The sequence below is a fragment of the Sphingomonas sp. HMP6 genome, from assembly GCF_013374095.1.
GTDB lineage: Bacteria > Pseudomonadota > Alphaproteobacteria > Sphingomonadales > Sphingomonadaceae > Sphingomonas.
Window position 1 is genome coordinate 2938045 of record NZ_AP022672.1, and the last position, 23399, is coordinate 2961443.

At 65.6% G+C, this 23399-nt stretch carries 21 protein-coding genes and 1 pseudogene; 8 read left to right on the plus strand and 14 right to left on the minus strand.

Going from position 1 to position 23399, the window contains the following annotated elements; translation table 11 throughout:
• Window positions 1-119: 119 nt before the first annotated feature.
• From HMP06_RS14345 to HMP06_RS14360, 4 genes are all read right to left on the minus strand, one after another.
• Entirely contained in the window at window positions 120-653 is a 534-nt protein-coding gene (locus HMP06_RS14345) for a CarD family transcriptional regulator (RefSeq protein ID WP_176497685.1), read from the minus strand.
• Between the two features lie 365 nt (window positions 654-1018).
• The gene (gene fdxA / locus HMP06_RS14350; protein WP_176497686.1) at window positions 1019-1360 is read right to left on the minus strand and encodes a ferredoxin FdxA; all 342 of its coding nucleotides are present in this window, start codon (window positions 1358-1360) and stop codon (window positions 1019-1021) included.
• A 34-nt stretch (window positions 1361-1394) separates the two neighbouring features.
• Entirely contained in the window at window positions 1395-1697 is a 303-nt protein-coding gene (locus tag HMP06_RS14355) for an RNA-binding S4 domain-containing protein (RefSeq protein WP_176497687.1), read from the minus strand.
• A gap of 13 nt (window positions 1698-1710) precedes the next feature.
• A complete protein-coding gene (locus tag HMP06_RS14360) occupies window positions 1711-4239 on the minus strand; it encodes a helicase-related protein (RefSeq protein WP_176497688.1) in 2529 nt (842 codons plus the stop codon).
• Between the two features lie 264 nt (window positions 4240-4503).
• Here HMP06_RS14360 and HMP06_RS14365 point away from each other — a divergent pair, with 264 nt between their 5' ends.
• Window positions 4504-5970, plus strand: coding sequence for a M23 family metallopeptidase (locus HMP06_RS14365; protein ID WP_176497689.1), 1467 nt, complete (start codon window positions 4504-4506; stop codon window positions 5968-5970).
• Window positions 5971-6091: 121 nt separating this feature from the next.
• Here the strand turns inward: HMP06_RS14365 and HMP06_RS14370 are convergent, their stop codons facing one another.
• The 4 genes and pseudogenes from HMP06_RS14370 to HMP06_RS14385 all read right to left on the minus strand — a co-directional run bounded on the left by HMP06_RS14370 (window position 6092) and on the right by HMP06_RS14385 (window position 11918).
• Window positions 6092-7738, minus strand: coding sequence for an ATP-binding protein (locus HMP06_RS14370; RefSeq protein WP_176497690.1), 1647 nt, complete (start codon window positions 7736-7738; stop codon window positions 6092-6094).
• A gap of 125 nt (window positions 7739-7863) precedes the next feature.
• Window positions 7864-8592 (minus strand): TIGR02186 family protein, encoded by a 729-nt coding sequence (locus HMP06_RS14375; RefSeq protein ID WP_443026517.1) that lies wholly within the window; start codon window positions 8590-8592, stop codon window positions 7864-7866.
• A gap of 38 nt (window positions 8593-8630) precedes the next feature.
• A complete protein-coding gene (locus HMP06_RS14380; RefSeq protein ID WP_176497692.1) occupies window positions 8631-9545 on the minus strand; it encodes a sulfite exporter TauE/SafE family protein in 915 nt (304 codons plus the stop codon).
• 232 nt (window positions 9546-9777) lie between these two features.
• Window positions 9778-11918 (minus strand): annotated as a pseudogene (locus HMP06_RS14385) (AsmA family protein).
• 162 nt (window positions 11919-12080) lie between these two features.
• Between HMP06_RS14385 and rpmI the strand changes: the two are divergent.
• From rpmI to HMP06_RS14415, 6 genes are all read left to right on the plus strand, one after another.
• The gene (rpmI, locus tag HMP06_RS14390) at window positions 12081-12284 is read left to right on the plus strand and encodes a 50S ribosomal protein L35 (RefSeq protein ID WP_010184218.1); all 204 of its coding nucleotides are present in this window, start codon (window positions 12081-12083) and stop codon (window positions 12282-12284) included.
• A gap of 17 nt (window positions 12285-12301) precedes the next feature.
• Window positions 12302-12667 carry a 50S ribosomal protein L20 gene (gene rplT / locus HMP06_RS14395; RefSeq protein WP_176497693.1) on the plus strand — a complete coding sequence of 122 codons (366 nt, stop codon included), beginning with the start codon at window positions 12302-12304 and terminating at the stop codon, window positions 12665-12667.
• A 174-nt stretch (window positions 12668-12841) separates the two neighbouring features.
• Window positions 12842-13918 carry a phenylalanine--tRNA ligase subunit alpha gene (pheS, locus tag HMP06_RS14400; RefSeq protein ID WP_176497694.1) on the plus strand — a complete coding sequence of 359 codons (1077 nt, stop codon included), beginning with the start codon at window positions 12842-12844 and terminating at the stop codon, window positions 13916-13918.
• Window positions 13915-16278 (plus strand): phenylalanine--tRNA ligase subunit beta, encoded by a 2364-nt coding sequence (gene pheT, locus HMP06_RS14405; RefSeq protein ID WP_176497695.1) that lies wholly within the window; start codon window positions 13915-13917, stop codon window positions 16276-16278. Before pheS ends, pheT begins: the two co-directional genes overlap by 4 nt.
• A gap of 146 nt (window positions 16279-16424) precedes the next feature.
• A complete protein-coding gene (locus tag HMP06_RS14410) occupies window positions 16425-17306 on the plus strand; it encodes an aldose 1-epimerase family protein (RefSeq protein WP_176497696.1) in 882 nt (293 codons plus the stop codon).
• Between the two features lie 182 nt (window positions 17307-17488).
• The gene (locus HMP06_RS14415; RefSeq protein WP_176497697.1) at window positions 17489-19060 is read left to right on the plus strand and encodes a peptide chain release factor 3; all 1572 of its coding nucleotides are present in this window, start codon (window positions 17489-17491) and stop codon (window positions 19058-19060) included.
• Here the strand turns inward: HMP06_RS14415 and HMP06_RS14420 are convergent.
• The 5 genes from HMP06_RS14420 to rpmF all read right to left on the minus strand — a co-directional run bounded on the left by HMP06_RS14420 (window position 19057) and on the right by rpmF (window position 22040).
• Window positions 19057-19422: a MerR family transcriptional regulator gene (locus tag HMP06_RS14420; RefSeq protein WP_176497698.1), complete on the minus strand. Its 366-nt coding sequence runs from the start codon at window positions 19420-19422 to the stop codon at window positions 19057-19059. The genes HMP06_RS14415 and HMP06_RS14420 overlap by 4 nt on opposite strands.
• Before the next feature lie 8 nt (window positions 19423-19430).
• Window positions 19431-19730: an integration host factor subunit alpha gene (locus HMP06_RS14425; protein WP_176497699.1), complete on the minus strand. Its 300-nt coding sequence runs from the start codon at window positions 19728-19730 to the stop codon at window positions 19431-19433.
• 90 nt (window positions 19731-19820) lie between these two features.
• Complete coding sequence (locus HMP06_RS14430) at window positions 19821-20789, minus strand: beta-ketoacyl-ACP synthase III (protein WP_176497700.1); 969 nt, start codon at window positions 20787-20789, stop codon at window positions 19821-19823.
• Window positions 20786-21817, minus strand: a complete 1032-nt coding sequence (gene plsX, locus HMP06_RS14435) for a phosphate acyltransferase PlsX (RefSeq protein ID WP_176497701.1) — start codon at window positions 21815-21817, stop codon at window positions 20786-20788. Before plsX ends, HMP06_RS14430 begins: the two co-directional genes overlap by 4 nt.
• Before the next feature lie 43 nt (window positions 21818-21860).
• The gene (gene rpmF, locus HMP06_RS14440) at window positions 21861-22040 is read right to left on the minus strand and encodes a 50S ribosomal protein L32 (protein WP_176497702.1); all 180 of its coding nucleotides are present in this window, start codon (window positions 22038-22040) and stop codon (window positions 21861-21863) included.
• A gap of 211 nt (window positions 22041-22251) precedes the next feature.
• Here rpmF and HMP06_RS14445 point away from each other — a divergent pair, with 211 nt between their 5' ends.
• Window positions 22252-22677, plus strand: a complete 426-nt coding sequence (locus HMP06_RS14445) for an MAPEG family protein (protein WP_176498567.1) — start codon at window positions 22252-22254, stop codon at window positions 22675-22677.
• On the opposite strand, the gene HMP06_RS14450 is transcribed toward HMP06_RS14445, so the two are convergent.
• On the minus strand, window positions 22674-23345 hold the full coding sequence (locus tag HMP06_RS14450; RefSeq protein ID WP_269473383.1) for an MBL fold metallo-hydrolase: 672 nt from the start codon (window positions 23343-23345) through the stop codon (window positions 22674-22676). The two genes, HMP06_RS14445 and HMP06_RS14450, sit on opposite strands and share 4 nt — an antisense overlap.
• Window positions 23346-23399 lie beyond the last annotated feature (54 nt).

Consider the following 23399-nt stretch of genomic DNA (forward strand, 5'->3'; position numbering starts at 1 on the left):
GCAGCGCGTCGCGTAGCAACGCGCGATCCTGGCACACCCGGGCGATCTCACCCCGCACAATCGAAAAAGGGCGACTGTCGCCAGCCGCCCCTTTACGATCGGATAGTCCGCAAACCGGGTCAGGCTGCGGCCTTGTCCTTGTTATGGATCGCCGCCGCCTTGCGCAGGATGTCGAGGATCTTTTCCTGTGCGGTCGGCTCGTCGACTTGTTCCATCGCGGCGAGTTCGCGGGCCAACCGGCTGGTTGCGCCTTCGAAGATCTGCCGTTCGGAATAGCTCTGCTCGGGCTGGTCCTCGGCGCGGAACAGGTCGCGGACCACCTCGGCGATCGACACGAGGTCGCCCGAATTGATCTTCGCTTCATATTCCTGCGCGCGGCGCGACCACATCGTGCGCTTCACACGCGGCTTGCCGGTCAGCGTTTCAAGCGCCTCGCGCAGCGTCTTGTCGCTGCTGAGCTTGCGCATCCCGACGCTTTCGGCCTTGTTGGTCGGAACGCGCAGCGTCATGCGTTCTTTTTCAAAGCGCAAAACATAGAGTTCGAGTTGCATCCCGGCGATTTCCTGCCGTTGCAGTTCGATCACACGGCCGACGCCGTGCTTGGGGTAAACGACATAATCGCCGACGTCGAAGGACAGCGCCTTGGCAGCCATTCCGTAAGACCTTTCTGTGGACCGGATATACCGGGGGCAACGCACCGGCGGCAGCAAGGCTGCATCAGCGCGCGCAGGGTGTGGGTTGTGAACGTCTCCGTGCCGGAAAACGCGCATGGGATGCGCTTCCGTCGGACGCTGTTTAACACAGTCGTAATAAAATTACCACCCTCACAGCGGCCCATGCGCAGCGTTAACGCTGAAATGCGTCTGATTTGTTGCTGGGCGGTGGCCTGAAACGGGATTCGGGTACGGGCGGTGCCGTTGGCAAAGCCGTCGACCAGGTTCGGCGCTGCCGACCCGCCGGCCGTGCCGGACGCTGCGGCGTTGCCGCATCGGCGCGGGCGTTGCCGCGCCTGCGCCCGTCAATCCCCCTTGCCGGGTTCTGCCGAGAAGAACTTGTCGAACTTGCCCTCGACGCCCTTGAACGCATCGGCATCCGCTGGCGTCTGGCCCGCGTTGCGCGTCACGTTGGGCCATTCGGCGGAATACGCGGTGTTGATCTCGAGCCATTGCTCAAGCCCGCTTTCGGTATCGGGCAGGATCGCTTCGGCCGGGCATTCGGGTTCGCACACGCCGCAATCGATGCACTCGCTGGGGTTGATCACCAGCATGTTCTCGCCTTCATAGAAGCAATCGACCGGGCACACCTCGACGCAGTCCATATACTTGCACTTGATGCAGGCGTCGGTGACGACGTAGGTCATTGAAACACTCCCGGAGCAACGAACAGCGATGCTGCTATGCGCGAGCGCTGGCGGCGTCAACGCTTGGGGCAGGTGCGCGCGCATTTTCGATCAGCTCATCATAACAGGCACGCGCCTCCTCACTGGGGCCGCGGCGGACCGGTAGTGCGGCGATGCGCAGCGCGCGGACGTATCCGCCGGGGGTCGCGAAGGCGATGACGCAGCCGATCCGTACCGGCGTCGCCGCCTTGTTCACCGCGCGCCCGTCGATCCGCACATGCCCGCTTTCCGCCATGTCCTGCGCTTGCCCACGCGTCTTCACGATCCGCGCACAGCACAAAAAGCGGTCGAGCCGCATCGAGTCTGCGGCGCTATAACCCAAGCGGCCCCGCCAATGTCGCGAGCGCGGCGAAGGCATTGTCCTTGGGCGGCGGCACGACGGGGGCCGGGGGCCGCCCGCGCCAGGTCCAGCGCGGCAAGTCGTCGGGGCCAGCTGCGGGGCGGAAGCCGAACCCCGCCATAAGCCGCTCCAACGTCGGGCGCGTCAGCCCCATCGACAGCGCCAGCGCAGGATCGAGCACGAATGGCTTGCGCCCGTTCGCGCCGCGCGCGTCGTGCGCCGCGCGGGCCATGCGCTCGATCAGATCGACCCGCACTGCCTGCCCGCCGACCGGGCGATAGCCCTGATCGAGCGTCGCCCCCGGTGCGCCGCGCTCCAGCACCGTCGCGCCAGGCGGCGCCCCGCTCGTCACCACGCCGCCCTGCCGCGCCGCCAGCACGGCCCGCCGCCACCACGCAGGACCGGGCTTCAATACACGCGGATCGAACAGGTCGAGCGCGCCGATCGTGACGCCTGCCCCGCGAAACGCTTTGCGCGCTATCGAGTCGAGCCCATCGACCGCGACCGCAAGCTCCGCCCGCGCGACCAACCCCCCTTGCGCGACCAAGGCCGCGGCTACGGCGCGCGACGCCGGCAGGGCGGCTGGATCGCGCTGCACGGCGTCGAGCACGACCAGTCCGGGCAGCGCGCGCTTGAGCTTCGCCGCCAGCCAGTCGCGCAGCCGCGTCTCGATGCGCGCGCGCACCTCGACGCTCAGGCAATCGAGCGCGCGATCGAGCAGCACGCGCGGCCGCAAGACGCTCGGCCCCGGCCCAAGCGTCGCCACCGCCAAATGCGTCCCCAAACTCGTCCAGCACAGCGTCGGCACCGCGCCCGGCTCGGCCGCCAGCGTCAGGTCGGCGTCGCTCGCTTCAGCCAAGGCCACCCCGCGCCGCGTGCGTTCGTCGCCCAGCCGGCGCTCGGCGGCAGCGAGCAGCAAACGCTTGTCCGCCGCGCGCGCATCGCCCGCGACGATGAAGCGAAACCCTTCGAGCCGCCCGATCGGATGATCCTCGACCAGCACCTCGCCCGCCGGCCCGATCACCACCGGCAGCGCGCGCGGATCGGCGCCGATCTGCCGCATCAGCAGCGTCGTGCGCTTGTCGACGAAGCGCTGCGTCAGGCTCGCGTGTAGCGCGTCGGACAGCCGTTCCTCGACCGCACTCGCCCGCGCCGCCCAATGCGCCGGATCGGCCAGCCAATCGGCGCGGTTGGCGATATAGGCCCAGCTCCGTGCCGCCGCGATGCGGCCCGCCAGCGTCTCGACATCGCCCGCGACGGTGTCGAGCCGCGCAATCTCGGCGGCGAACCACTCGTGCGGGACATGCCCATTGCCTTCGCTCAGATAGCGGAACACGCGTTCGACGAAGCGGGTGTGCGGATCGACGCCCAGCTTGCGGAAATCGGGAAGGCCGCACGCCGCCCACAGCCGCGCGACCATCGCCGGGGAGCGTACACGATCGCGCACCCAATCCTCGCTCGCCATCCGCTTCAGGACGGCGAGATCGACCGCTTGCGGGGCTGCCCACAACATGCGGTGCGCCGGGCGCGACTCCAGACTGTCGATCAGCGCCGCGATGTCGCTATAATCGGGCTCGCCCTGCCGCCAGTAGAGCTGTTCGAGCGGCGGGAAGCGGTGCTCCTCGATGTTGAGCACTTCCTCGGGCGTGAACGCGCCCGGCCCTTCCTCGACCAATGCACCGAACGTGCCGTCGCGCTGGTGTCGCCCGGCGCGCCCGGCGATCTGCGCCATTTCGGCGACCGTCAGGCGGCGCTGCCGGCGGCCGTCGAACTTGTTGAGGCTGGCAAAGGCGACGTGCGCCACGTCCATATTGAGCCCCATGCCGATCGCATCGGTGGCGACCAGATAATCCACTTCGCCCGCCTGGAACATCGCGACTTGGGCGTTGCGCGTGCGCGGCGACAGCGCGCCCATCACCACCGCCGCGCCACCGCGCAGCCGCCGCAGCATCTCGGCCACGGCATAGACTTCCTCGGCGCTGAACGCGACGATCGCCGAGCGCTTGGGCAAGCGGCTGATCTTCTTGGCACCGGCATAAGTGAGGGTCGAGAAACGCGGGCGGTTGATGATTTCGATCTTGGGGACCAGCGCCTTGAGCATCGGTCGCAAAGCCTCCGACCCCAAGAGCATCGTTTCCTCGCGCCCGCGTGCGCGTAAAATGCGGTCGGTGAAGACATGGCCGCGCTCCGGGTCTGCGCCGATCTGCGCTTCATCGACCGCGACGAAGGCGAGATCCTTGTCGAGCGGCATCGATTCGGCGGTACACAGGAACCACCGCGCGTCCTTCGGGACGATCTTTTCCTCGCCGGTGATCAACGCTACGCGATTCGCGCCCTTGATCGCGACGACGCGGTCATAAACCTCGCGCGCGAGCAGCCGCAGCGGGAAACCGATCATGCCGCTCGAATGGCCGCACATCCGCTCGACCGCCAAATGCGTCTTGCCGGTGTTGGTCGGCCCGAGGACGGCGGTGACCTTATGTTCATCGTGGCGCTGCATGACACAGCGAACATCGCGTGCCCGAGGCGCACGTGCAACCGCTTAAGGGGAAATACGCTCTGCCTGCCTGCATTAACCCTGTGTAAACAGGGTGCTTAGGGCTGGTTCCAACACCTCGCCGTAGCGTCGCAACGCTTCGCCGTAAGCGGGGGATTGCGGCACTGCGGTTAATTTGACTTTAGGCTTTGGCGGCCACAGTCGAAGGGCTCCACGCTGCGGGGCGGGTTGGCAGCGGTTTTGGGTTACTTCGGGGGCACAGGCGCCTTGTTCTTGCGTGACGATCATGGATTCGGACAAACAGGTGGCACTGCCGCCGTGTCGTTCGGTCGTGCGCTCGTGCCGGTCGCCGAAAGCACCGCATTCGACAAGCTGCGCACCGCCGCGATGCGCGTCGATTGGGTGCCCGATCTCGGCTCGCGCATCGGTTCGCTCGATTGGTGGCGTGGCGCTGCGACCTGCGCCGCTTTGTGCGCGACCGCCTATGCTTTCGCCCCGCCGGTTGACAATCCGATTCTCGCCGCCGTGCCCGCGCCGCTCAGCGGCACTGCGCGCGACGATGCCCGTGCGCAGACGATCGCACCGCTCGCCTGGGGCGCCGATACCGGCCATCACATGGCCTCGAACGATCTCGTCGTGCCGCTCAACGAAGCGCCCGAGCGTCCGTTCGAGGAACGCACCGCCACGATCGGGCATGGCGACAGCCTGGGTGGCGTATTGCAGCGCGCCGGCCTGTCGACCCGCGATGCGCAGGATGCCGTCGCGCTGATTGCGGGCGCGGTGCCGCTGAGCGACCTGACACCGGGCAAGCAACTCCCGATGACGCTCGGCCGGCGCCCGAACAAGACCGTCGCACGCCCACTCGAGGCGCTGGCGGTGCGGGCGCGCTTCGATCTCGAACTGACGTTGAAGCGCGTCGGCGACGGCTTGGTGCTCAGCCGCCAGGTCATCGCGATCGACAATACCCCGCTGCGCATCCAGGGCTTGGTCGGCGGCAGCCTGTACCGCTCGGCCCGCGCGGCGGGCATCCCGGCCAAGGTCGTCGAAACCTATATCCGCGCGATCAACAGCAAGTTCGCGATTCAGCAGATCGGTGCGGGCGACCGCTACGATTTCGTGATCGACCGCAAACGCGCCGCCACCGGCGAGACGCAGATCGGGAATCTGCTGTTCGCCGGGCTCGACCACGGCGCGAAGAAGACGCAATTGGTGCAGTGGAACGACGGCACCTGGTATGAAGCGAGCGGCCAGGCCGAGCGCCAGGGCACCTTCACCATGCCGGTGTCGATGGCGCGCGTCACCTCGTCCTTCGGGATGCGCTTCCACCCCCTGCTCGGCTTCTCGCGGATGCACAAGGGCATCGATATCGGCACGCCGTGGGGTACGCCGATCCACGCCCCCGCCGACGGGACGATCGTTTATGCCGGGCGCAGCGGCGGCTATGGCAATTACATCAAGATGGCGCACGGCGGGAATATCGTGACCTGCTACGGCCATCTCAGCCGCTTTGCGGCGCGGTCGGGCCAACGCGTATCGCGCGGCGAGATCATCGGCTATTCGGGCAATAGCGGCCTGTCGACCGGCCCGCATCTGCATTGGGAAGTGTTGCGCGGCGGCGTCGCCGTCAACCCGCGCGGCTTTTCCTTCTCGAGCATCGCGACGCTCTCGGGCGATCAATTGCGCGCGTTCAAGGCGAAGGTCGCCGGGCTGCTCGCGGTGAAGCCGGGGGCGTAAGGCACGACGTAGACGTCTCGGGCGCGTCGTGGCAAAGCCGCGCCGTCGGTCCTCGCGGGGCGACGCCGGCCGGGGCTCGGCTGGTCGCGATTTGGTCTACCGCTAAATCGCTGCCTCGCCCTTACCGCCCCTGCGAGCGCCACCGTTTCAGCGTGCGCGCGATGATGTCGGCTTCGCCGCCGGTCTCGCGCCACAATTGCGAGAAGAGCGGATCGTCCGACGCCGGGCGCTTGTCCTCGGCCAGCGCATCGAACGAGACGCGGATCGGGATTGCCACGCCCTCGCCGCAAATGATGCACTCGCGGTTGCGCAAAGCGGGAATCGCGTCGAGGAAGCCGCGCGCGCCCTCGGGCATGGCCGCGCGGACGAAGGCTTGGTCGCGATCGTTGTTGAGGCGCATCGCGATGATCGTGCCGCATTGCGACAGCACGCCCTCGGCCAGATCGGACGGGCGCTGCGTGATCAGGCCGAGCGAGACGCCATATTTGCGGCCCTCCTTGGCGATCCGGCTGAGGATCCGCCCGACGCTCGACGCGCCGCCGTCGCCGGCCGGGATGTAGCGATGCGCTTCCTCGCACACGAGCAGGATCGGGCGTTGCGGCTCGCCGCGCGACCAGATCGCGAAATCGAACACCATCCGGCTCAGCACCGCGACGACGACCGACGTGATCTCGCTCGGCACGCCCGATACGTCGATGATCGAGATCGGCTTGCCGTCGCCCGGAAGGCGGAAGATCCTCTCGAGGAACGCTGCCATCGTATCGGCAACGAGCATGCCCGAAAACATGAAACCGTAGCGCGGATCGGCCTTGATCTCGTCGATCTTGGTCTTCAGCCGTAAATATGGCGCGGTATCGCCCGCGCGGTCCATCTTGCCCATTTCGAGCTGGATCAAATTGGTCAGGTCGCTCAGCAGATACGGGATCGGCGCATCCACCGTCAGCTTGGTGATCTCCTGCCCCAAGCGGCTCTTGCCGCGCGCCATCAACAGGCATTTGGCGAGGATGTCGGCATCGATCTGCTTTTCGGAGCCCGAGGATGTGACGAACACCTCGCAATGTTCCTCGAAATTCATCAGCCAATACGGCATTTGCAAATTGCCGACGTCGTAGATCGCGCCATTGCCCTTGAACGCGGCGGCATATTCGCCGTGCGGATCGATCATAACGATATGCCCTTGCGGGCTGAGTTCGCAAATGCGGTGCAGGATCAGCGCGGCGCTGGTCGATTTGCCGGTACCGGTCGATCCCAGTAGCGCGAAATGCTTGCCCAGCATCGCATCGACATACAGCGCCGCACGAATGTCCTTGGTGGGATAGACCGTGCCGATCTCGATATTGGCGCGGTCGTCGGCGGCGTAGATCTGCTTCAAATCGGGGGTCGAAACGGGATAGACCGCGCAGCCCGGCGTCGGATAGCGCGTCACGCCGCGGCGGAACTTGTACAGCTTGCCGGTCAGTTTTTCCTCGTCGCCTTCGCCAAGGAAATCGACTTGCGCGGCGATCCTGTCGTCATGCCCGTCGACCATTTTCAGCGATCGGATATTGGCGATCAGCCAAGTCCCGCCGACGCGCATCTTGATCTGGCTGCCGACCGAACCGGCGCTTGCCACGACCGGGTCGGGATTGCCCATCGTGATATCGAGCGCCTGCGGGTCGAGCATCACCATGCTGCTCGATCCGCCAATTTCGAAGACCATGCCGATGCAGGTTGCTGTCGCCAGCGGCGCGGCGTGCGAAAAAGCCTGGGTGCCCTGCATTTCGGTCATTCGTGGCATTCCCCGCTCTTATCCAGACGGTGCTATGGCCCATGACCGGTAAAGATTGGGTATCAGAGGATTTCCACCGGGCCGGGGGAGCGGGCTGATGCCCCCCTCATCACCGGTGCGCCCAATCAAAAGCGCCGGGCGATTTGCCCCGCCGCCCATCCGAACAGCACCGACAGCGCGACCGCGACCAGTCCGTACAGGATCGCATGCCGGTCGGCTGATCGCGCGACGAAACGCTCGAAGCCCGACTTGCGAATCTCGATATCGCGCGTCGCCACGGCCAGCACGCGGCCGTCGCGGATCAGAAAGGTTTCGGCGGTAAAGCGCCCGACCGGCACGCGCGCCGGGATTTGCACGCGCGCGCGGTACAGCACGTCGTCGGTAATCTCGACCGCGCCCGGCGATTCGACATACAGGCCCGATCGCGCCTTAAGGTCGACCAGACCGCGCGCGAAGCGGTCCTGCTCGGTCAGCGGCGCGTTCGATGCGGGGGAAAGCTGCAAGCTCGACACGCCAAGCTCATAAATCGCGCGGGTCCGCGCATCGAGCATCTTTGCGATCGGCTTGGACGATGCGATCGCGTAGAAACTGGGGGCGGAGCGATAGCGCAGGCGACTGGCATTGACCCAGATCAGCCCGCCCAATTTGTCCTTCTCACGCACCAGAATCGATTGCGTCGGTCCCTTCACCACCACCACGATGTCGGTCGGCTTGTCGTCGTTGGGCAAGCGCCCCTGTGGATACAGGATCGCGCCGAATAGCAGCAGGTTCGCACCGGTAAAGCTGTACTGGATCTCGATATCGCGCTGCGACACATCGGGTACCAGCACCGGCTTGGACGCGGTTTGCCCCATCAACAGCGGTGCAAGCAGCAGTGGAAGCCAGCGCTTCCTCACGACAGCTCGACCGAATAGATTTCATCGGGCCGCCACCCCAGGCCAAGCGCGATCCGCCCCGCCACCAGCAGCACGATTACCGCGAGTGCGAGACGCAGATATTCGGGCTTTACCTTGCTCGCCAGCCGCGCGCCGACTTGCGCGCCCGCGACCGACCCGAGCAGCAGCAGCGCCGCCAGCACGATATCGACCGCCTTGGTCGTCGTCGCGTGGACCATCGTCGCCATCGCGGTTACGAACAGCGTCTGGAACAGCGAGGTGCCGACCACGACTTGCGTCGTCATGCCGAGCAGATACAGCATCGCCGGCACCAGGATGAACCCACCACCGACGCCGAGCAGGATCGTCAAAATGCCCACTCCGAAGCCGAGGATCAGCGGCGCGAGTGGCGAGATATACAGGCCCGAGCGGTAGAAGCGCGTCCGAAGCGGGAGCGAGGCGACCAGCGGATGGTGGCGGCGCTTGCGCGGGCGAGGTGGCTCGCCACTGCGCTGCCGCCGGATTTCGCCCAGCGATTCGTGCGCCATCAGCCAGCCGATCGACCCGAGCAGCAGGACATAGACGATCGCGATGACGGTATCGATTTGCCCGCTCGCCTGCAGCAGCCGGAACACCCATCCGCCGAACACCGACCCGACCAGCCCGCCGGCGACCAGCACGCCGCCCATCTTGAAATCGACGCCCTTGCGCCGGACATGCGCAAACACGCCGGACACGCTTGCGCCGGTCACCTGGCTCGCGGCGGACGCAGCGGCGACGGTCGGGGGGATGCCGTAGACGATCAGCAACGGCGTGGTCAGGAAGCCACCGCCGACCCCAAACATCCCCGACAGCAACCCGACGCCACCCCCCAACAACACGATGACGAGCGCGTTGACCGAAAGATTGGCGATGGGCAGGTAGATGTCCATTGCGGTGCAGCGTTACCGCGTTGCGCGCGGCGGCGCAAAGCGTGGTTTGCGGTTGTCTCGCCTTTGGCACGGAAACCCGCGTGTCAGAGAACACAGGCGTTGTCGGCGCGCCTCCTTCAGATGAAAGGCACACGACCTTCCGTTCGTTTCGAGCGAAGTTGAGAAACCACAGCCGCGCGCGCTTGCCCAGATTTCTCGACTTCGCTCGAAACGAACGGATAAGGGGGGACGCTCAGAAAATGCCCAGAAACTTCTTGCGCTGGCCGCTGCGCTCGCTGGAGGTCTTTTTGCCATCCTCGGCCTTGGCCGTCGTCCCGCGACCGACATCATCGCGCGCCTCGCCCTTGGTCGTGCGTTGCGCGGTCGCGGGCCGTGCCGCCAGTACCGGGCCGCACGCTGCCGATTTCGCATCGCCGACATCGACAAACGCCAGCACGCCTGCAACCGGCGTCGCGAAGATCGCCAGGCCGAGGCCCAGCCCGGCGCGTTCGATCAATTGCGGACTGACCACGTCGATCCCCGGCTTGGCGAAGCTCCCTTTCAGCCCGACCGGCGATTGCCCGGAAAAGATGCTGATGCGCTTGCCGTCGGCACGGAAGGCGAGGTCGAGCGCTTCGGTCTTGAAGCTGAACCCGCCGCGCCCGACGATCACGCTCTTTTCGGTGTCGATCAGGATCGGGTCGGCTGCGGCCACGCCATTCCGCACACTGAAGCCGATCAGCCCGCAATTGATGCGGACAGGCTCCTTCAGCCGTCCCTGGAACATCTTCTGCACGAAGGTGCCGATGTCGAGCTCGGCCAACTGGACGTTGCGCGTCCAGAACGTACCCTTGGGGATCACCAGTGCGATCCGCCCGCGCGACGTGGCGAGCGAATCGTGCAGCGTGTCGCCGACCCCCTGCAATTGCAGCCGCCCCTTGATCACGCCGCTCGTACCCGCTTCGTCGACGCCGTACCCGGCAAGCAAGCGCGCCATCGGCGTGGGGGAAAGGCGGATGTCGTACACCGCCTGGGTCGGGCGCGCGCGGGCGTTGAAGGTGATGTCGCTGGCCACCTTGCCGCGCGCCATTGCGAAGGTGAACGGCGAAAGTCTGAGCACGCTGTTGTTGAGCGACAGCGTCAGATCGACATCCGAAATCGGCACGTTACGCGATTTCACCACGCCGACGGTGTAGCGCAGATCGGCATCGAAATTCTTGAGCGCTTCGACCGGCAGTTCCGCATCGGGCAGGATGCGTGCCGGTGCTGCCCCGGTCGAGGCGGCGGCGGCGACCGCGCCCTTCGCTGCAACGATGTCGGGATTATAGCCGATGAAGGGCGCGGCATCGATGATGTCGAGGCTCCGCGTCGTCAGCTTCGCACCGATATGGAGCCTCGGCTCCATCACCTTGACGGTGAAGCTGCCCGCCAGATCGCTATTGCCGAAGCGCCCGGTCAGCTTGGTGAAATCATAGGTCGAGTCCGCCTTCACCATCTGCGCGCGCACCCGGTAATCGCGTGTCATCGGGATCGCCACACCGATGATGCCGAGCAATTGCGCAAGGTTGCGCCCGCGCGCGGTCACCTGCAGCGGCACGTTCTCGATATCGGCGATGCTCGGCAACGTGCCGGTCATGTCCATATGGTTGTTGGCGGCGTCGGCGGTCAGCACGAGCTTGTTCTGCCCACGCGCCACGGTCGCATCGGGGGAGAGCAGCGCGCCGCGGAGCGTGAACGGCGTATCGCGGATTTGCCCGGTCCCGGCAAAGCGCACCGATGTGCCGATCTTCGCATCGCTCGACGTGATCGTGTTGAAGGTCAGGTCGGTGCGCAGCCGCATCTGAGGATCGCCATAGCGCAGCGTCGTGCCTCTCACCGTGGCCAGGTCGATTCGCGGCAGATCGAGCGGCTTGCCGCCGGTCGTCGCGCCGACGTCCAGCTATTCTGGGTGTGCGCCTTGTTCCATTCGAGATCGACCGCGCTGTCGACCAGATCGAGCGTGTACAAACGCCGCTTGCCGAACAGCATCGATAAAGGCGCGATTCGCGCGTCGATCGCTTTGGCGGCGTAGAGATCGGGCTTCGACGTCCACTCGGGGTTCGACACGCGCAGTCCCTCGGCGCGGAAATGGATCGTGATGGGATCGAAATAGAGCTGGAAATCGCCCGCGACGCTCACCGTGCGCTCGGTCTGCGCGCTCGCGACGCGCTCGAACGTGCCTTTCAGGAAGCGCCCCTTGGTGATGTACAGCACCAACCAGACCAGAAAGAGCGCGAGCACCACGCCGATCACGACGTTGCGCGCGATGCGCCACGGCCGCGACAGGCGCTTGCGGGCAGGGGGTGGGGCCAAGGGCGGGGGCGCCGCTGGCGTGACGTCGGCGGTCGTATCCATCGGGTGGCTTAACCGATCGCTCGGCGTAACGTTCCTCGGTTGTTGCATTTGGCGTGACTCTCGCTTAAGCGGCGCGCTTCTCACGCGTGTACAGAGGAACTGCCCGGCCGGTATGGGCTGCCGAGGCCGTTCATAATCGCCCGCGATAACGAAAGGACGAAAATGCCCAAACTCAAGACGAAGAGCGGCGTTAAAAAGCGCTTCAAGCTCACCGCGACTGGCCTGCTCAAGCACGGCGTCGCGGGTAAGCGCCACCGGCTGATGAGCCATAACAGCAAGTACATTCGCCAGAACCGTGGCACGAAATTGCTGTCCAAGGCCGACACGGCCACCGTTAAGGCGTGGGCGCCTTACGGTCTCGGCTGAATCGGAGGACTGATTAAATGGCACGCGTAAAACGGGGTGTAACCACCCACGCAAAGCACAAGCGGATCCTCAATCTGGCGAAGGGCTATTATGGCCGTCGCAAGAACACGATCCGTATCGCCCGTCAGGCCGTCGAAAAGGCCGGACAATATGCATATCGCGATCGCAAGGTCCGCAAGCGCAACTTCCGCGCTTTGTGGATTCAGCGCATCAACGCCGCTGTCCGCGCCGAGGGTCTGACCTACGGCGTGTTCATGCACGGCCTGAAGCTCGCCGGTGTCCAGCTCGACCGCAAGGTCCTGGCCGATCTGGCGATGCACGAAGCTGGCGCGTTTAGCGGCATCATCGCGCAGGCGAAGGCGGCTCTGCCCCAGGCTGCCTGAGGCGACCTGTTGTGAATTTGAAAAGGGGCGTCGGTGGCAACACCGGCGCCCTTTTTCTTGGCCACAAACCCAAAATTCCGTTCGGGCTGAGCTTGTCGAAGCCCTGTTCTTCCTTCTAACCGCATCCTCGAAGCAGTACGGCGCTTCGACAAGCTCAGCGCGAACGGTGATTGAATGTCTGACCTGGACCAGCTGCAACGTGATTTGATGGCGGCGATCGACGCTGCCGCCAGCCTTGACGGGCTCGAATCCATCCGCGTCACCGCGCTCGGCAAGGCCGGCAGCATTACCGCGCTCCTCAAGACCCTCGGCGGCATGTCACCCGATGCGCGGCAGGTACAAGGCCCCCGTATCCAAAGCCTGCGCGAGGCGGTGACCACTGCAATCGCCGCGCGGAAAAGCGCGCTCGACCGCGCCGAACTCGACGCCCGCCTCGCCCGCGAAACGCTCGACATGACGCTCCCCGCCGCAGCCGCGCCGCAGGGCTCGGTTCACCCGGTCAGCCAGGTGATGGACGAACTCGCCGAGATCTTCGCCGATCTCGGCTTCGCGGTCGCGACCGGTCCGGAGATCGAGGATCAGTGGCACAATTTCACCGCGCTCAACATGCCAGAAAGCCACCCGGCGCGGGCGATGCACGACACCTTCTACTTGCAGGCCGCCGACGGCGAGGAGGCGAAGGTGCTGCGCACCCACACCTCCCCCGTCCAGATCCGCACGATGATGAGCCAGGAACCCCCAATCCGCATCATCGCGCCGGGCCGCGTCTATCGCTCGGATTGGGACGCGACGCACACGCCCATGTTCCACCAGATCGAAGGCCTTGTGATCGACAAGGGCATCACGCTCGGCCATCTCAAATGGACGCTGGAGACGTTCCTCAAGGCGTTCTTTGAGCGCGACGACATCGTGCTCCGCCTCCGCCCAAGCTATTTCCCCTTCACCGAACCTTCGGCCGAGGTCGATGTCGGCTGGACGATGGAAAAGGGCCGCCGCACGCTCGGCGGCTCGGAGGGCTGGATGGAATTGCTCGGCTCCGGCATGGTCCACCCCAAGGTGATCGAAGCGTGCGGGCTCGATCCCAACGAATGGCAGGGCTTCGCCTTTGGCGTCGGGGTCGATCGGCTCGCGATGCTCAAATACGGCATGGACGATCTGCGCCCCTTCTTCGAAGGCGACGCGCGCTGGCTGAAGCATTACGGCTTCTCCGGCCTCGACGTGCCCACGCTCAGCCAGGGAGTTGGCGCATGAAGACCACGCTCGGCTGGCTCAAGCAGCATATCGACACCGACGCCACGCTCGACACCATCGTCGAGACGCTGACCCGCATCGGCCTGGAGGTCGAGGGCGTCGAAAACCCCGGCGCCAAGCTCGCCGCGTTCAAGGTCGCGCGCGTGCTCAGCGCGGCACCACACCCGCAGGCGGACAAGCTGCAAGTCCTGACGGTCGATGCAGGGGACGGCCCGCTGCAAGTCGTCTGCGGCGCACCCAATGCGCGCCCAGGGATGCTCGGCGTGTTCGGCCCGGCGGGCGCGGTCGTGCCGTCGAACGGCATGGTGCTCAAGGTCGCGGCGATTCGTGGTGTCGAATCGAACGGCATGATGTGCTCCACTCGCGAACTCGAACTCGGCGAGGATCATGACGGCATCATCGAACTGCCCGATGATGCGCCGATCGGAACGCCCTATCCCGATTACGCCGGTCTCACCGATCCGGTGATCGACATCAACGTGCTGCCCAACCGGCCCGATTGCTTCGGCGCGCGCGGCATCGCGCTCGATCTCGTCGCGGCGGGCCTCGGCACCGCCAAGCCACTTGCCTATGCCCCAGTCACCGGCACCGGCTCCGGCCCCGATGTGCGCACCAATGACCCAGACGGCTGCCCCGCCTTTTTCGCCACCAGCGTCACCGGCCTCACCAATGGGGAATCGCCCGAATGGATGCGCCGTCGCCTGCTGGCGATCGGCCAGCGCCCGATCTCCACCCTGGTCGACATCACCAATTACGTGATGTTCGATCTCGGGCGCCCGTTGCACGTCTATGACCGTGCAAAGCTCAGCGGCGGCCTCGTCGCGCGCAAGGCGAAGGACGGCGAACAGGTGCTCGCGCTCAACGGCAAGAGCTACGCGCTGACCGAGTCGATGACCGTCATCGCTGACGCTGCCCACGTCCACGACATCGGCGGTATCATGGGCGGCGAGGAATCGGGCGTCTCGCTCGAGACCACCGACGTGATCATCGAATGCGCCTATTTCGATCCCGAAGGCATTGCGCGGACCGGGCAGAAATTGCTGCTCACCTCGGACGCGCGCTCGCGCTTCGAACGCGGCGTCGATCCGGCGTTCCTCGCCGACGGCCTGGCGATCGCGACACGGCTCGTGCTCGATCTGTGCGGCGGTACCGCGAGTGAACCGACCCATGCCGGCACGCCGCCGGTAACGCGCAAGCGCATCGCTTATGATCCGGCCCTCGCCGAACGCCTCGGCGGTCTCGCCGTCGCGGAGGATCGCCAGCGCGACATCCTCACTGCGCTTGGCTTTGACGTGGAAGCCGACTGGACCGTCCTCCCGCCGCCCGCGCGCCGCGATGTCGATGGCCCCGCCGATCTGGTCGAGGAGATCATCCGCATCGTCGGCATCGATTCGGTCCCGGCGACCCCGCTGCCGCGCACCCCGGGTGTCGCGAAACCAACCGCGACCCCGGCGCAGCGGCTCGAAAGCCGCGTCCGCCGCGCCGCCGCCGCGCGCGGCCTGAACGAAGCGATCACCTGGAGCTTCCTGTCCGACGCGCAAGCCAGCGCGATCGGTGGCGGCGCCTGGACTCTCGCCAACCCGATCAGCGAGGAATTGAAGGTCATGCGCCCCTCGCTGCTCCCCGGCCTGTTCGCCGCGGCCGAGCGCAACATGAAGCGCGGCGCGCCCGGCGTACGCCTGTTCGAACTCGGCCGCCGCTATCTCGCCGAGGGCGAGCGTCCGACGCTCGGCGTTGTGCTGGCGGGCGAGAACCGCGCGCGCGGCTGGCAGGACGGTAAGGCGAGCCAGTTCGATGCGTTCGACGCCAAGGCCGAGGCGCTGGCGTTGCTCGCCGCCGCCGGGGCACCGGTCGACAACCTCCAGGTGATGGGGGAGGCGGGCGACGCTTGGCACCCCGGTCAATCCGGCACGCTCCGCCTTGGGCCGAAAACGGTGCTCGCGGCGTTCGGCATGGTCCACCCGCTGACGTGCCGCGCGTTCGATCTCGACGGCCCGGTCGCGGCGGTGGAACTCTATCTCGACGCACTCCCGGCCAAGCGCACCACCGGCTTCGCCCGCGCCGCCTATGCGCCGCCCGCGCTGCAAGCGGTCCGCCGCGACTTCGCCTTCCTCGTGCCCGAAGCATTGGCGGCGGATGCGTTGGTCCGCGCGGTCAAGGGCGCCGACAAGGCCAGCATCGTCGCCGCGCGGCTGTTCGACATGTTCACCGGCACCGGCGTCGAACCCGGCCATAAAAGCCTCGGCGTGGAAATTACGCTGCAACCGGGCGAGAAGAGCTTCACCGAAGCGGATTTGAAAGCCGTGGCCGACAAGGTCGTCGCGGCGGCGGCCAAGCTGGGGGCGAGCTTGCGGGGGTGAATATACGTTGCCGCCACCCCGGCGAACGCCGGGGCCCAGCAGGATAGGTTGAGGAAGCCGGGCGCAGCGCGCGCTATCTGCCGCTCGCTTCTGGGCCCCGGCGTTCGTCGGGGTGGTTGCGACCGTTTGTTCGAGGAATGATGGATATGCCCCAACCCAAGCTCATCCACATCGCCACCCCCCACCTCTCCGCCGCAATCAACCCGTTGGGCGCGGAACTCACCTCGCTCCGCGACGCCGACGGGCGCGAACTGATGACCAACGCCGACCCGGCCTTCTGGACTGGCCACGCGCCGCTGCTTTTCCCGATCGTCGGGCGCTTGAACGGCGATGTGCTGGGGATCGATGGCGCGGAATATCCGATGAAGCAGCACGGCTTTGCCCGCCGCACCGCCTTCACGCTGATCGAGCACAGCGACAGCAAGGCCGTGTTCCTGCTTGAGGACAGCCCAGAGACCCGCGCCGTCTATCCGCGCGCTTTCGCGCTCCGCGCGAGCTATGAAATCCACAATGCGACGCTGTCGATCACCATCGAGATCGAAAATCGCGAGACCGACCGGACGCTCCCGGCGAGCTTCGGCTTCCACCCCGCCTTTGTCTGGCCGCTGCCCTATGGCCAGGCGCGCGAAGACCACCGGATTCTGTTCGAAGCGGAAGAGGCCGAATCGATCCGCCAGGTGACCAACGGCCTCGTCGATCCGGCCCTCCGGTTGTCGCCGCTCGCCGGGCGGACGCTCGCACTCACCGATGATCTGTTCACCAACGACGCGCTGATCTGGGATCAGCTCCGCTCGCACAGCGCCCGCTATAGGGCATCGACCGGCCCCAGCTTGCGAATCGATTTCCCCGACACGCCGATGCTCGGCATCTGGACCAAGCCCGGCGCTGCCTTCGTCTGTATCGAGCCGTGGCACGGCATCGCCGACCCGCAAGGCTTCACCGGCGACATCGCTGAAAAGCCTGGTATTTTCATGCTTTCCCCCGGCACGGCGAAGACGATCACCATGGCGGTCACGCTCGAACCCTGACCGCGCCGCCCAAGGGCTGTCCTACCCGCCGGACTTCTGCCAAGAGCAAGCGGTGACGCCTGCGTCCGCCTTTTTCGAATGCTTACGCCGGACCGCGCAAAACAAGCGCTGATGGTGTGACTCGTGTGACTTTAGCCGACTTTCCGATCCGCATACCGACCCCGTTTGAGCAGACCCACTCCATGAATCACACGTCCGACCGCCGCACCTTCGCAATCATCTCGCACCCCGACGCCGGCAAGACCACGCTGACCGAAAAGCTGCTCTATTTCGGCGGCGCGATCCATCTCGCGGGCGAAGTGAAGGCACGCGGCCAGAACCGTCGCGCGCGTTCGGACTGGATGAAGATCGAACAGCAGCGCGGCATCTCGGTCACCTCCTCGGTGATGACGTTCGAGCGCAACGGCCTGACCTTCAACCTGCTCGACACGCCGGGCCATGAGGATTTCTCCGAGGATACCTACCGTACGCTCACCGCCGTCGATTCGGCGGTCATGGTGATCGACGCCGCGCGCGGCATCGAGGCCCAGACGCGCAAACTGTTCGAGGTCTGCCGCCTGCGCTCGGTCCCGATCATCACCTTCATCAACAAGGTCGATCGCGAAGGCCGCCCGCCGTTCGAATTGCTCGACGAAGTCGCCGAAATGCTCCAGCTTGATGTCACGCCGATGAGCTGGCCGGTCGGCATGGGCACTGATTTCGAGGGGATTTACGATCTCCACGCCAACAGCCTGAGCCAGCCCGAGGGGCCGAGCCGCGAGTTTCACGGCAAGGCGACCAGTTTCACCGGCATGGACGATCCCGCGCTCGCCGCGACACTCACCCCCGCTGGCCTGAAGACGTTGCGCGACGAGGCCGAGCTGGCGCTTGGCGGCTATGGCGCCTTCGATGTCGAAGCGTACCGCGCTGGCGACCAAACGCCCGTCTATTTCGGCTCGGCGCTCAAGGATTTCGGTGTGGCCGAGCTGATCGACGCGCTCGGTCGCCACGCCCCGGGACCGCGTCCGCAACCCGCCGAGCCAGCCGAAGTGCGGCCCGACCGCGCCGACGTCACCGGCTTCGTGTTCAAGGTCCAGGCGAATATGGACCCCAATCACCGTGACCGCATCGCCTTCATGCGGCTATGTTCGGGCGTGTTCAAACGCGGGATGAAGCTCACGCCTACGGGCCACGGCAAGCCGATCGCGATCCACTCGCCGATCCTGTTCTTCGCGCGCGAGCGCGAACTGGCGGATGAGGCGTTTCCGGGCGACATCATCGGCATCCCCAACCACGGCACGCTGCGCGTCGGCGATACACTCAGCGAACGCGCCGACGTGCGCTTTACCGGCCTCCCCAATTTCGCCCCCGAAATCCTCCGCCGCGTCGCGCTGAAGGACCCAACCAAGACCAAGCAATTGCGCAAGGCGCTCGATGACATGGCCGAAGAAGGCGTGACGCAAGTCTTCTATCCCGAGATCGGCTCGAACTGGATCATCGGCGTCGTCGGGCAGTTGCAGCTCGAAGTGCTGCTATCGCGACTCGAGGCCGAGTATAAGGTCGATGCCGGGCTCGAAATGGCACCCTATGACACCGCACGCTGGGTTTCGGCGGCGGACCCGGCAGATTTGAAGGCGTTCATGGATTTGAACCGCTCGTCGATGGCCAAGGATCGCGATGGTAACCCAGTCTATATGGCAAAGACCGCCTGGGACGTCGGCTATGTCGCGGATCGCTATCCCAAGGTCACCTTCGCCGCGACGCGCGAACGCTAGGCGCTGGCGTCCTCTGCGAGCGCCGCGACGAGCGAAGCGCGCACCTTGCGGATCGCGGCACTTGTGTCACCATCGTTGGCGCTCGGTACGGCGGGAGCCACGGTCTTACCAGCCAGCGCTTGCTGCACGCCGCGAATGGTATAGCCGTCCTGATCGAGCATCGCCGCGATGCGCTTTACCAGCGCCACGTCCTCGGGCCGATAATACCGCCTGTTTCCAGCACGTTGGAGCGGTCGCAGTTGCGGGAAGCGAGTCTCCCAATAGCGTAGGATGTGCTGTGGCAATCCGGTCTCACGCGAAAGCTCGCCGATCGTCCGATACGCGCTATCCGCCTTGTCGCGCACATCCGTCGATACCGTCACGGGGTCGCTCAATCGGCCTCGACAATGCGGTCGCGCATCATCTGGCTGGCGCGGAAGGTCAGCACCCGGCGCGGTGCGATCGGCACTTCGACGCCGGTCTTGGGGTTGCGCCCGACGCGCTCGCCTTTGTCGCGCAGCACGAAGGTGCCGAAGCCCGAAATTTTGACGTTCTCGCCCTTGGCAAGCGCGCCGCACATATGGCCCAGGATCTGTTCGACCAAGTTCGACGAATCGGCGCGCGACAACCCGACTTGATGATGCAGTGCCTCGGCCAGATCGGCGCGTGTTAAAGTGCCCGCAGGTTCCATCCGTCGCCCTTCCCCAAAGCCATCTGATCTGCGTAACACACAGAAGCAGCACCCTGAAAGGGCTTAGTTACAGTAGTGGAACGAGATGTTTCACAACCGGACGACGGCGGCACCCCAGGTGAAGCCGCCGCCCATCGCTTCGAGCACGATCAGGTCACCCGGCTTGATCCGTCCGTCCTTCACCGCGGTATCCAGTGCAAGCGGCACCGATGCGGCGGAGGTGTTGGCGTGCTGGTCTACCGTCACGACGACCTTTTCGGGGGCGAGATGGAGCTTGCGTGCGGTCGCGTCGAGGATGCGGGCATTGGCTTGGTGGGGGACGACCCAATCGACATCGCTCGCCTCGAGACCCGCTGCCGCAAGCGTCTCGGTCATGACCGCGGCGAGGTTGACGACGGCATGTCGGAAGACCTCGCGCCCCTTCATCCGCACCTTGCCGACGGTTCCCGTGGTCGACGGCCCACCATCGACATAGAGCAAGTCATTGTGGCGGCCATCGGCATGCAGCCGCATCGCCAGGATCCCGCGCCCTTGCGCAACGGCATCCTCTTGCGCTTCGAGCACAACGGCGCCCGCGCCGTCACCAAACAGGACACAGGTCGCTCGGTCCTCCCAGTCGAGGATACGGCTGAACGTCTCGGCACCGATCACCAGGGCGCGGCGGGCAGCACCACTGCGCAGCATGCTGTCGGCCACTTGCAGCGCATACAGGAAGCCCGAGCACACCGCCGCTACGTCGAACGCGACGCAATCGTTGATGCCGAGCATCGCCTGCACCTTGGTGGCGCTTGCCGGAAAGGTCTGGTCTGGGGTTGCGGTGGCTAGCACGATCAGGTCGATCGAATCGGCGGCCAGCCCGGCCGCGCCGAGGGCCGCGCGGCATGCATCGAACGCGAGCGTCGCGGTCGTCTCGTCAGGGCCGGCGATATGACGGAAGCGGATGCCGGTGCGCTCGACGATCCATTCGTCGGAGGTGTCGACGGTTTCGGCCAGCTCCGCGTTGGACACACGCCTGGTCGGCAGGGCCGAGCCGGTTCCAATGATGACCGAACGAATCATGCCGCCTTCTTCTCGAAATCGCGGAGATCCTGCGCGATTCGCCGCGTCAGATCGTCACGCACCATCTTTGCCGCCGCCGCGATCGCGGTGGCGACTCCCACTTCATTCGCGCCGCCATGGCTTTTCACAACCAAACCGTTCAGCCCGAGGAAGACCGCCCCATTGTGATTGTTGGGGTCGAGGTGATGCCGCAGCAGCTCGGTCGCCGGCTTGGAGATCAAGAAGCCGATCTTGGAGCGGACCGAGGAGCGGAACGCGCGCTTGAGCAGGTCTGCGACGAAGCGTGCTGTGCCCTCTGCCGTCTTGAGCGCGATATTGCCCGAAAAACCGTCGCACACGATGACATCGACATCGCCGCGCGAAAGTTTGTCGCCCTCGATAAAACCCGTGAAATCCAGCGGTAAATGCGATGCCGCGCGCAATGCGGTCGCCGCATCACGAATCGTCTCGGTGCCCTTCTGGTCCTCGCTGCCGATATTGAGCAGCGCGACTCGGGGACGGGCGAGGTCGAGCGTCGTGCGCGCATAGGCAGCGCCCATTACCGCGAACTGGATCAGATTGCGCGCGTCGCATTCGGTATTCGCGCCGAGATCAAGCACCACCGTGTCATTGTCGCCGAGCGTTGGCATCAACCCGGCGAGCGCAGGCCGATCGATGCCGGGGATCATCCGCAGCGACAGCTTGGCCATCGCCATCAGCGCGCCGGTATTGCCGCCGGAGACGCAAGCGGCGGCGCGGCCCTGCTTCACCATGTCGATCGCAATGCCCATCGACGTCGTCTTGGCACGACGAATCGCCTGACTCGGCTTGTCGTTCGAGCCGACCAGTTCGGGGGCGTGCACGATCTCCGAATGCGCCGTCAGGTTCGGGTGAGACTTAAGCCCGGCCGCAATGGCCATCTCGTCGCCGACCAGAATGAAGCGCATGTCTTCGAACCGGCGACTGGCGCGGGCTACCCCTGCCAGCATCACCGCAAGCCCTTCGTCGCCACCCATCGCATCGACGGCGATCCGGGAGCTGTTCGTCACGCTGGCCGCTCCCCTAGTCACGCTGCCGTCCGGTCGGTGCGGATCAGCCTTCGACCGAAATGATCTCGCGACCGTTATAGTGGCCGCACGAAGGGCAGAGGTTGTGCGGACGCTTCAGTTCGCCGCAATTCGGGCATTCCTGGAACGATGCGACGGTCAGCGAATCGTGGCTGCGACGCATGCCGCGCTTCGACGGCGTGGTTTTTCTTTTGGGGACGGCCATTTCGGCGAAACCTTATACTTGTCTGACAGATGCGATAGGCCCGAACCAGACTGCCACACAACCGACGCCGTCGGCCGCGCAAGCGGCACGTTGGCCAGACATATCGCGAAGATGGGGGCCTATAGCGATTCTGCCCGCCGTTGCAAGCGCGCGCACGCGGTGCCAAGGCGGCAAGCGTTGCACAAAGGGGAGAAATGCCGTGGGTTCGATCATGCTGCCGATCACATTGATGACGGCCGGGGCCGCGGCGATCCTGAATTTGTGGCTCGCCATGCGCACCGGTGCCGTCCGCACCAAGGCCAAGGTGAGCATCGGCGACGGCGGGAATGAGATGCTGATTCGCCGGATGCGCGCGCACGCCAATTTCGTCGAATATGCGCCTTTCATCATCATTCTGATCGGCCTGCTCGAATTCACCACCGGCACGTCGCTGTGGTTGTGGGTTGCAAGCGCGCTGTTCCTGCTCGCGCGAGTCGCGCATCCGCTCGGCATGGACGGGCTGCCTGCCGGACGGATGATCGGCACGCTGTTGACGTTCCTGCTGCTGCTCGGCCTCGGTGGCTATGCGGTGACGTTGCCGTTCCTGCCGCACAGCAGCGGTGGAACCCCGGCGGTCAGCGTGATGCCGGCTGGCTAAGCGGCCATAGCCGCGTCGCTCACGAACATGTTGTTCCGGCGTTCGTGCGCGAAAGTGCTGGCCGGGCCGTGGCCGGGAATGAATGTCGTGTCGTCGCCGAGTGGCCAGAGCTTGGCGACGATCGAGGCGAGCAATTGCGGGTGATTGCCGCGTGGAAAATCGGTGCGTCCGACCGACCCAGCGAACAAAACGTCGCCGACCAGCGCCAGTTTCGACGGCGCATGGTGGAAAATGACGTGGCCCGGGGTGTGGCCGGGGGTCTCGTACACGTCGAGCACCAGATTGCCGACGGTCACCGTGTCGCCTTCGACCAGCCAGCGGTCGGGCTCGAAATTCACGCCAGCGATCCCGTATTGCGCGCCGCTTTCGGACAAGGTCGAGGTGAGGAAGCGGTCCTCCTCATGCGGCCCCTCGATCGGCACGCCGAGCTGCTCGGCCAGTGGCTTGGCCTCGCCGCAATGGTCGATATGGCCGTGGGTGAGGATGATCTTCTCGACCGTCACCTTGTGCTGCGCGGCAGCCGCCATCAGCTTGGGCAGATCGCCGCCGGGATCGACAAAGGCCCCGCGCATCGTGGCGGTACACCACAGCAGCGTGCAATTCTGCTGGAGCGGGGTGACGGGGACGATCGCGGCGCGCAGCGGCGGCTGGGGGGGCTGAAGGCTCATGCCGACCGGGATACGGGCCTTCTACGCGAAAACCAAGGGTTGCCCCCGGGGGTG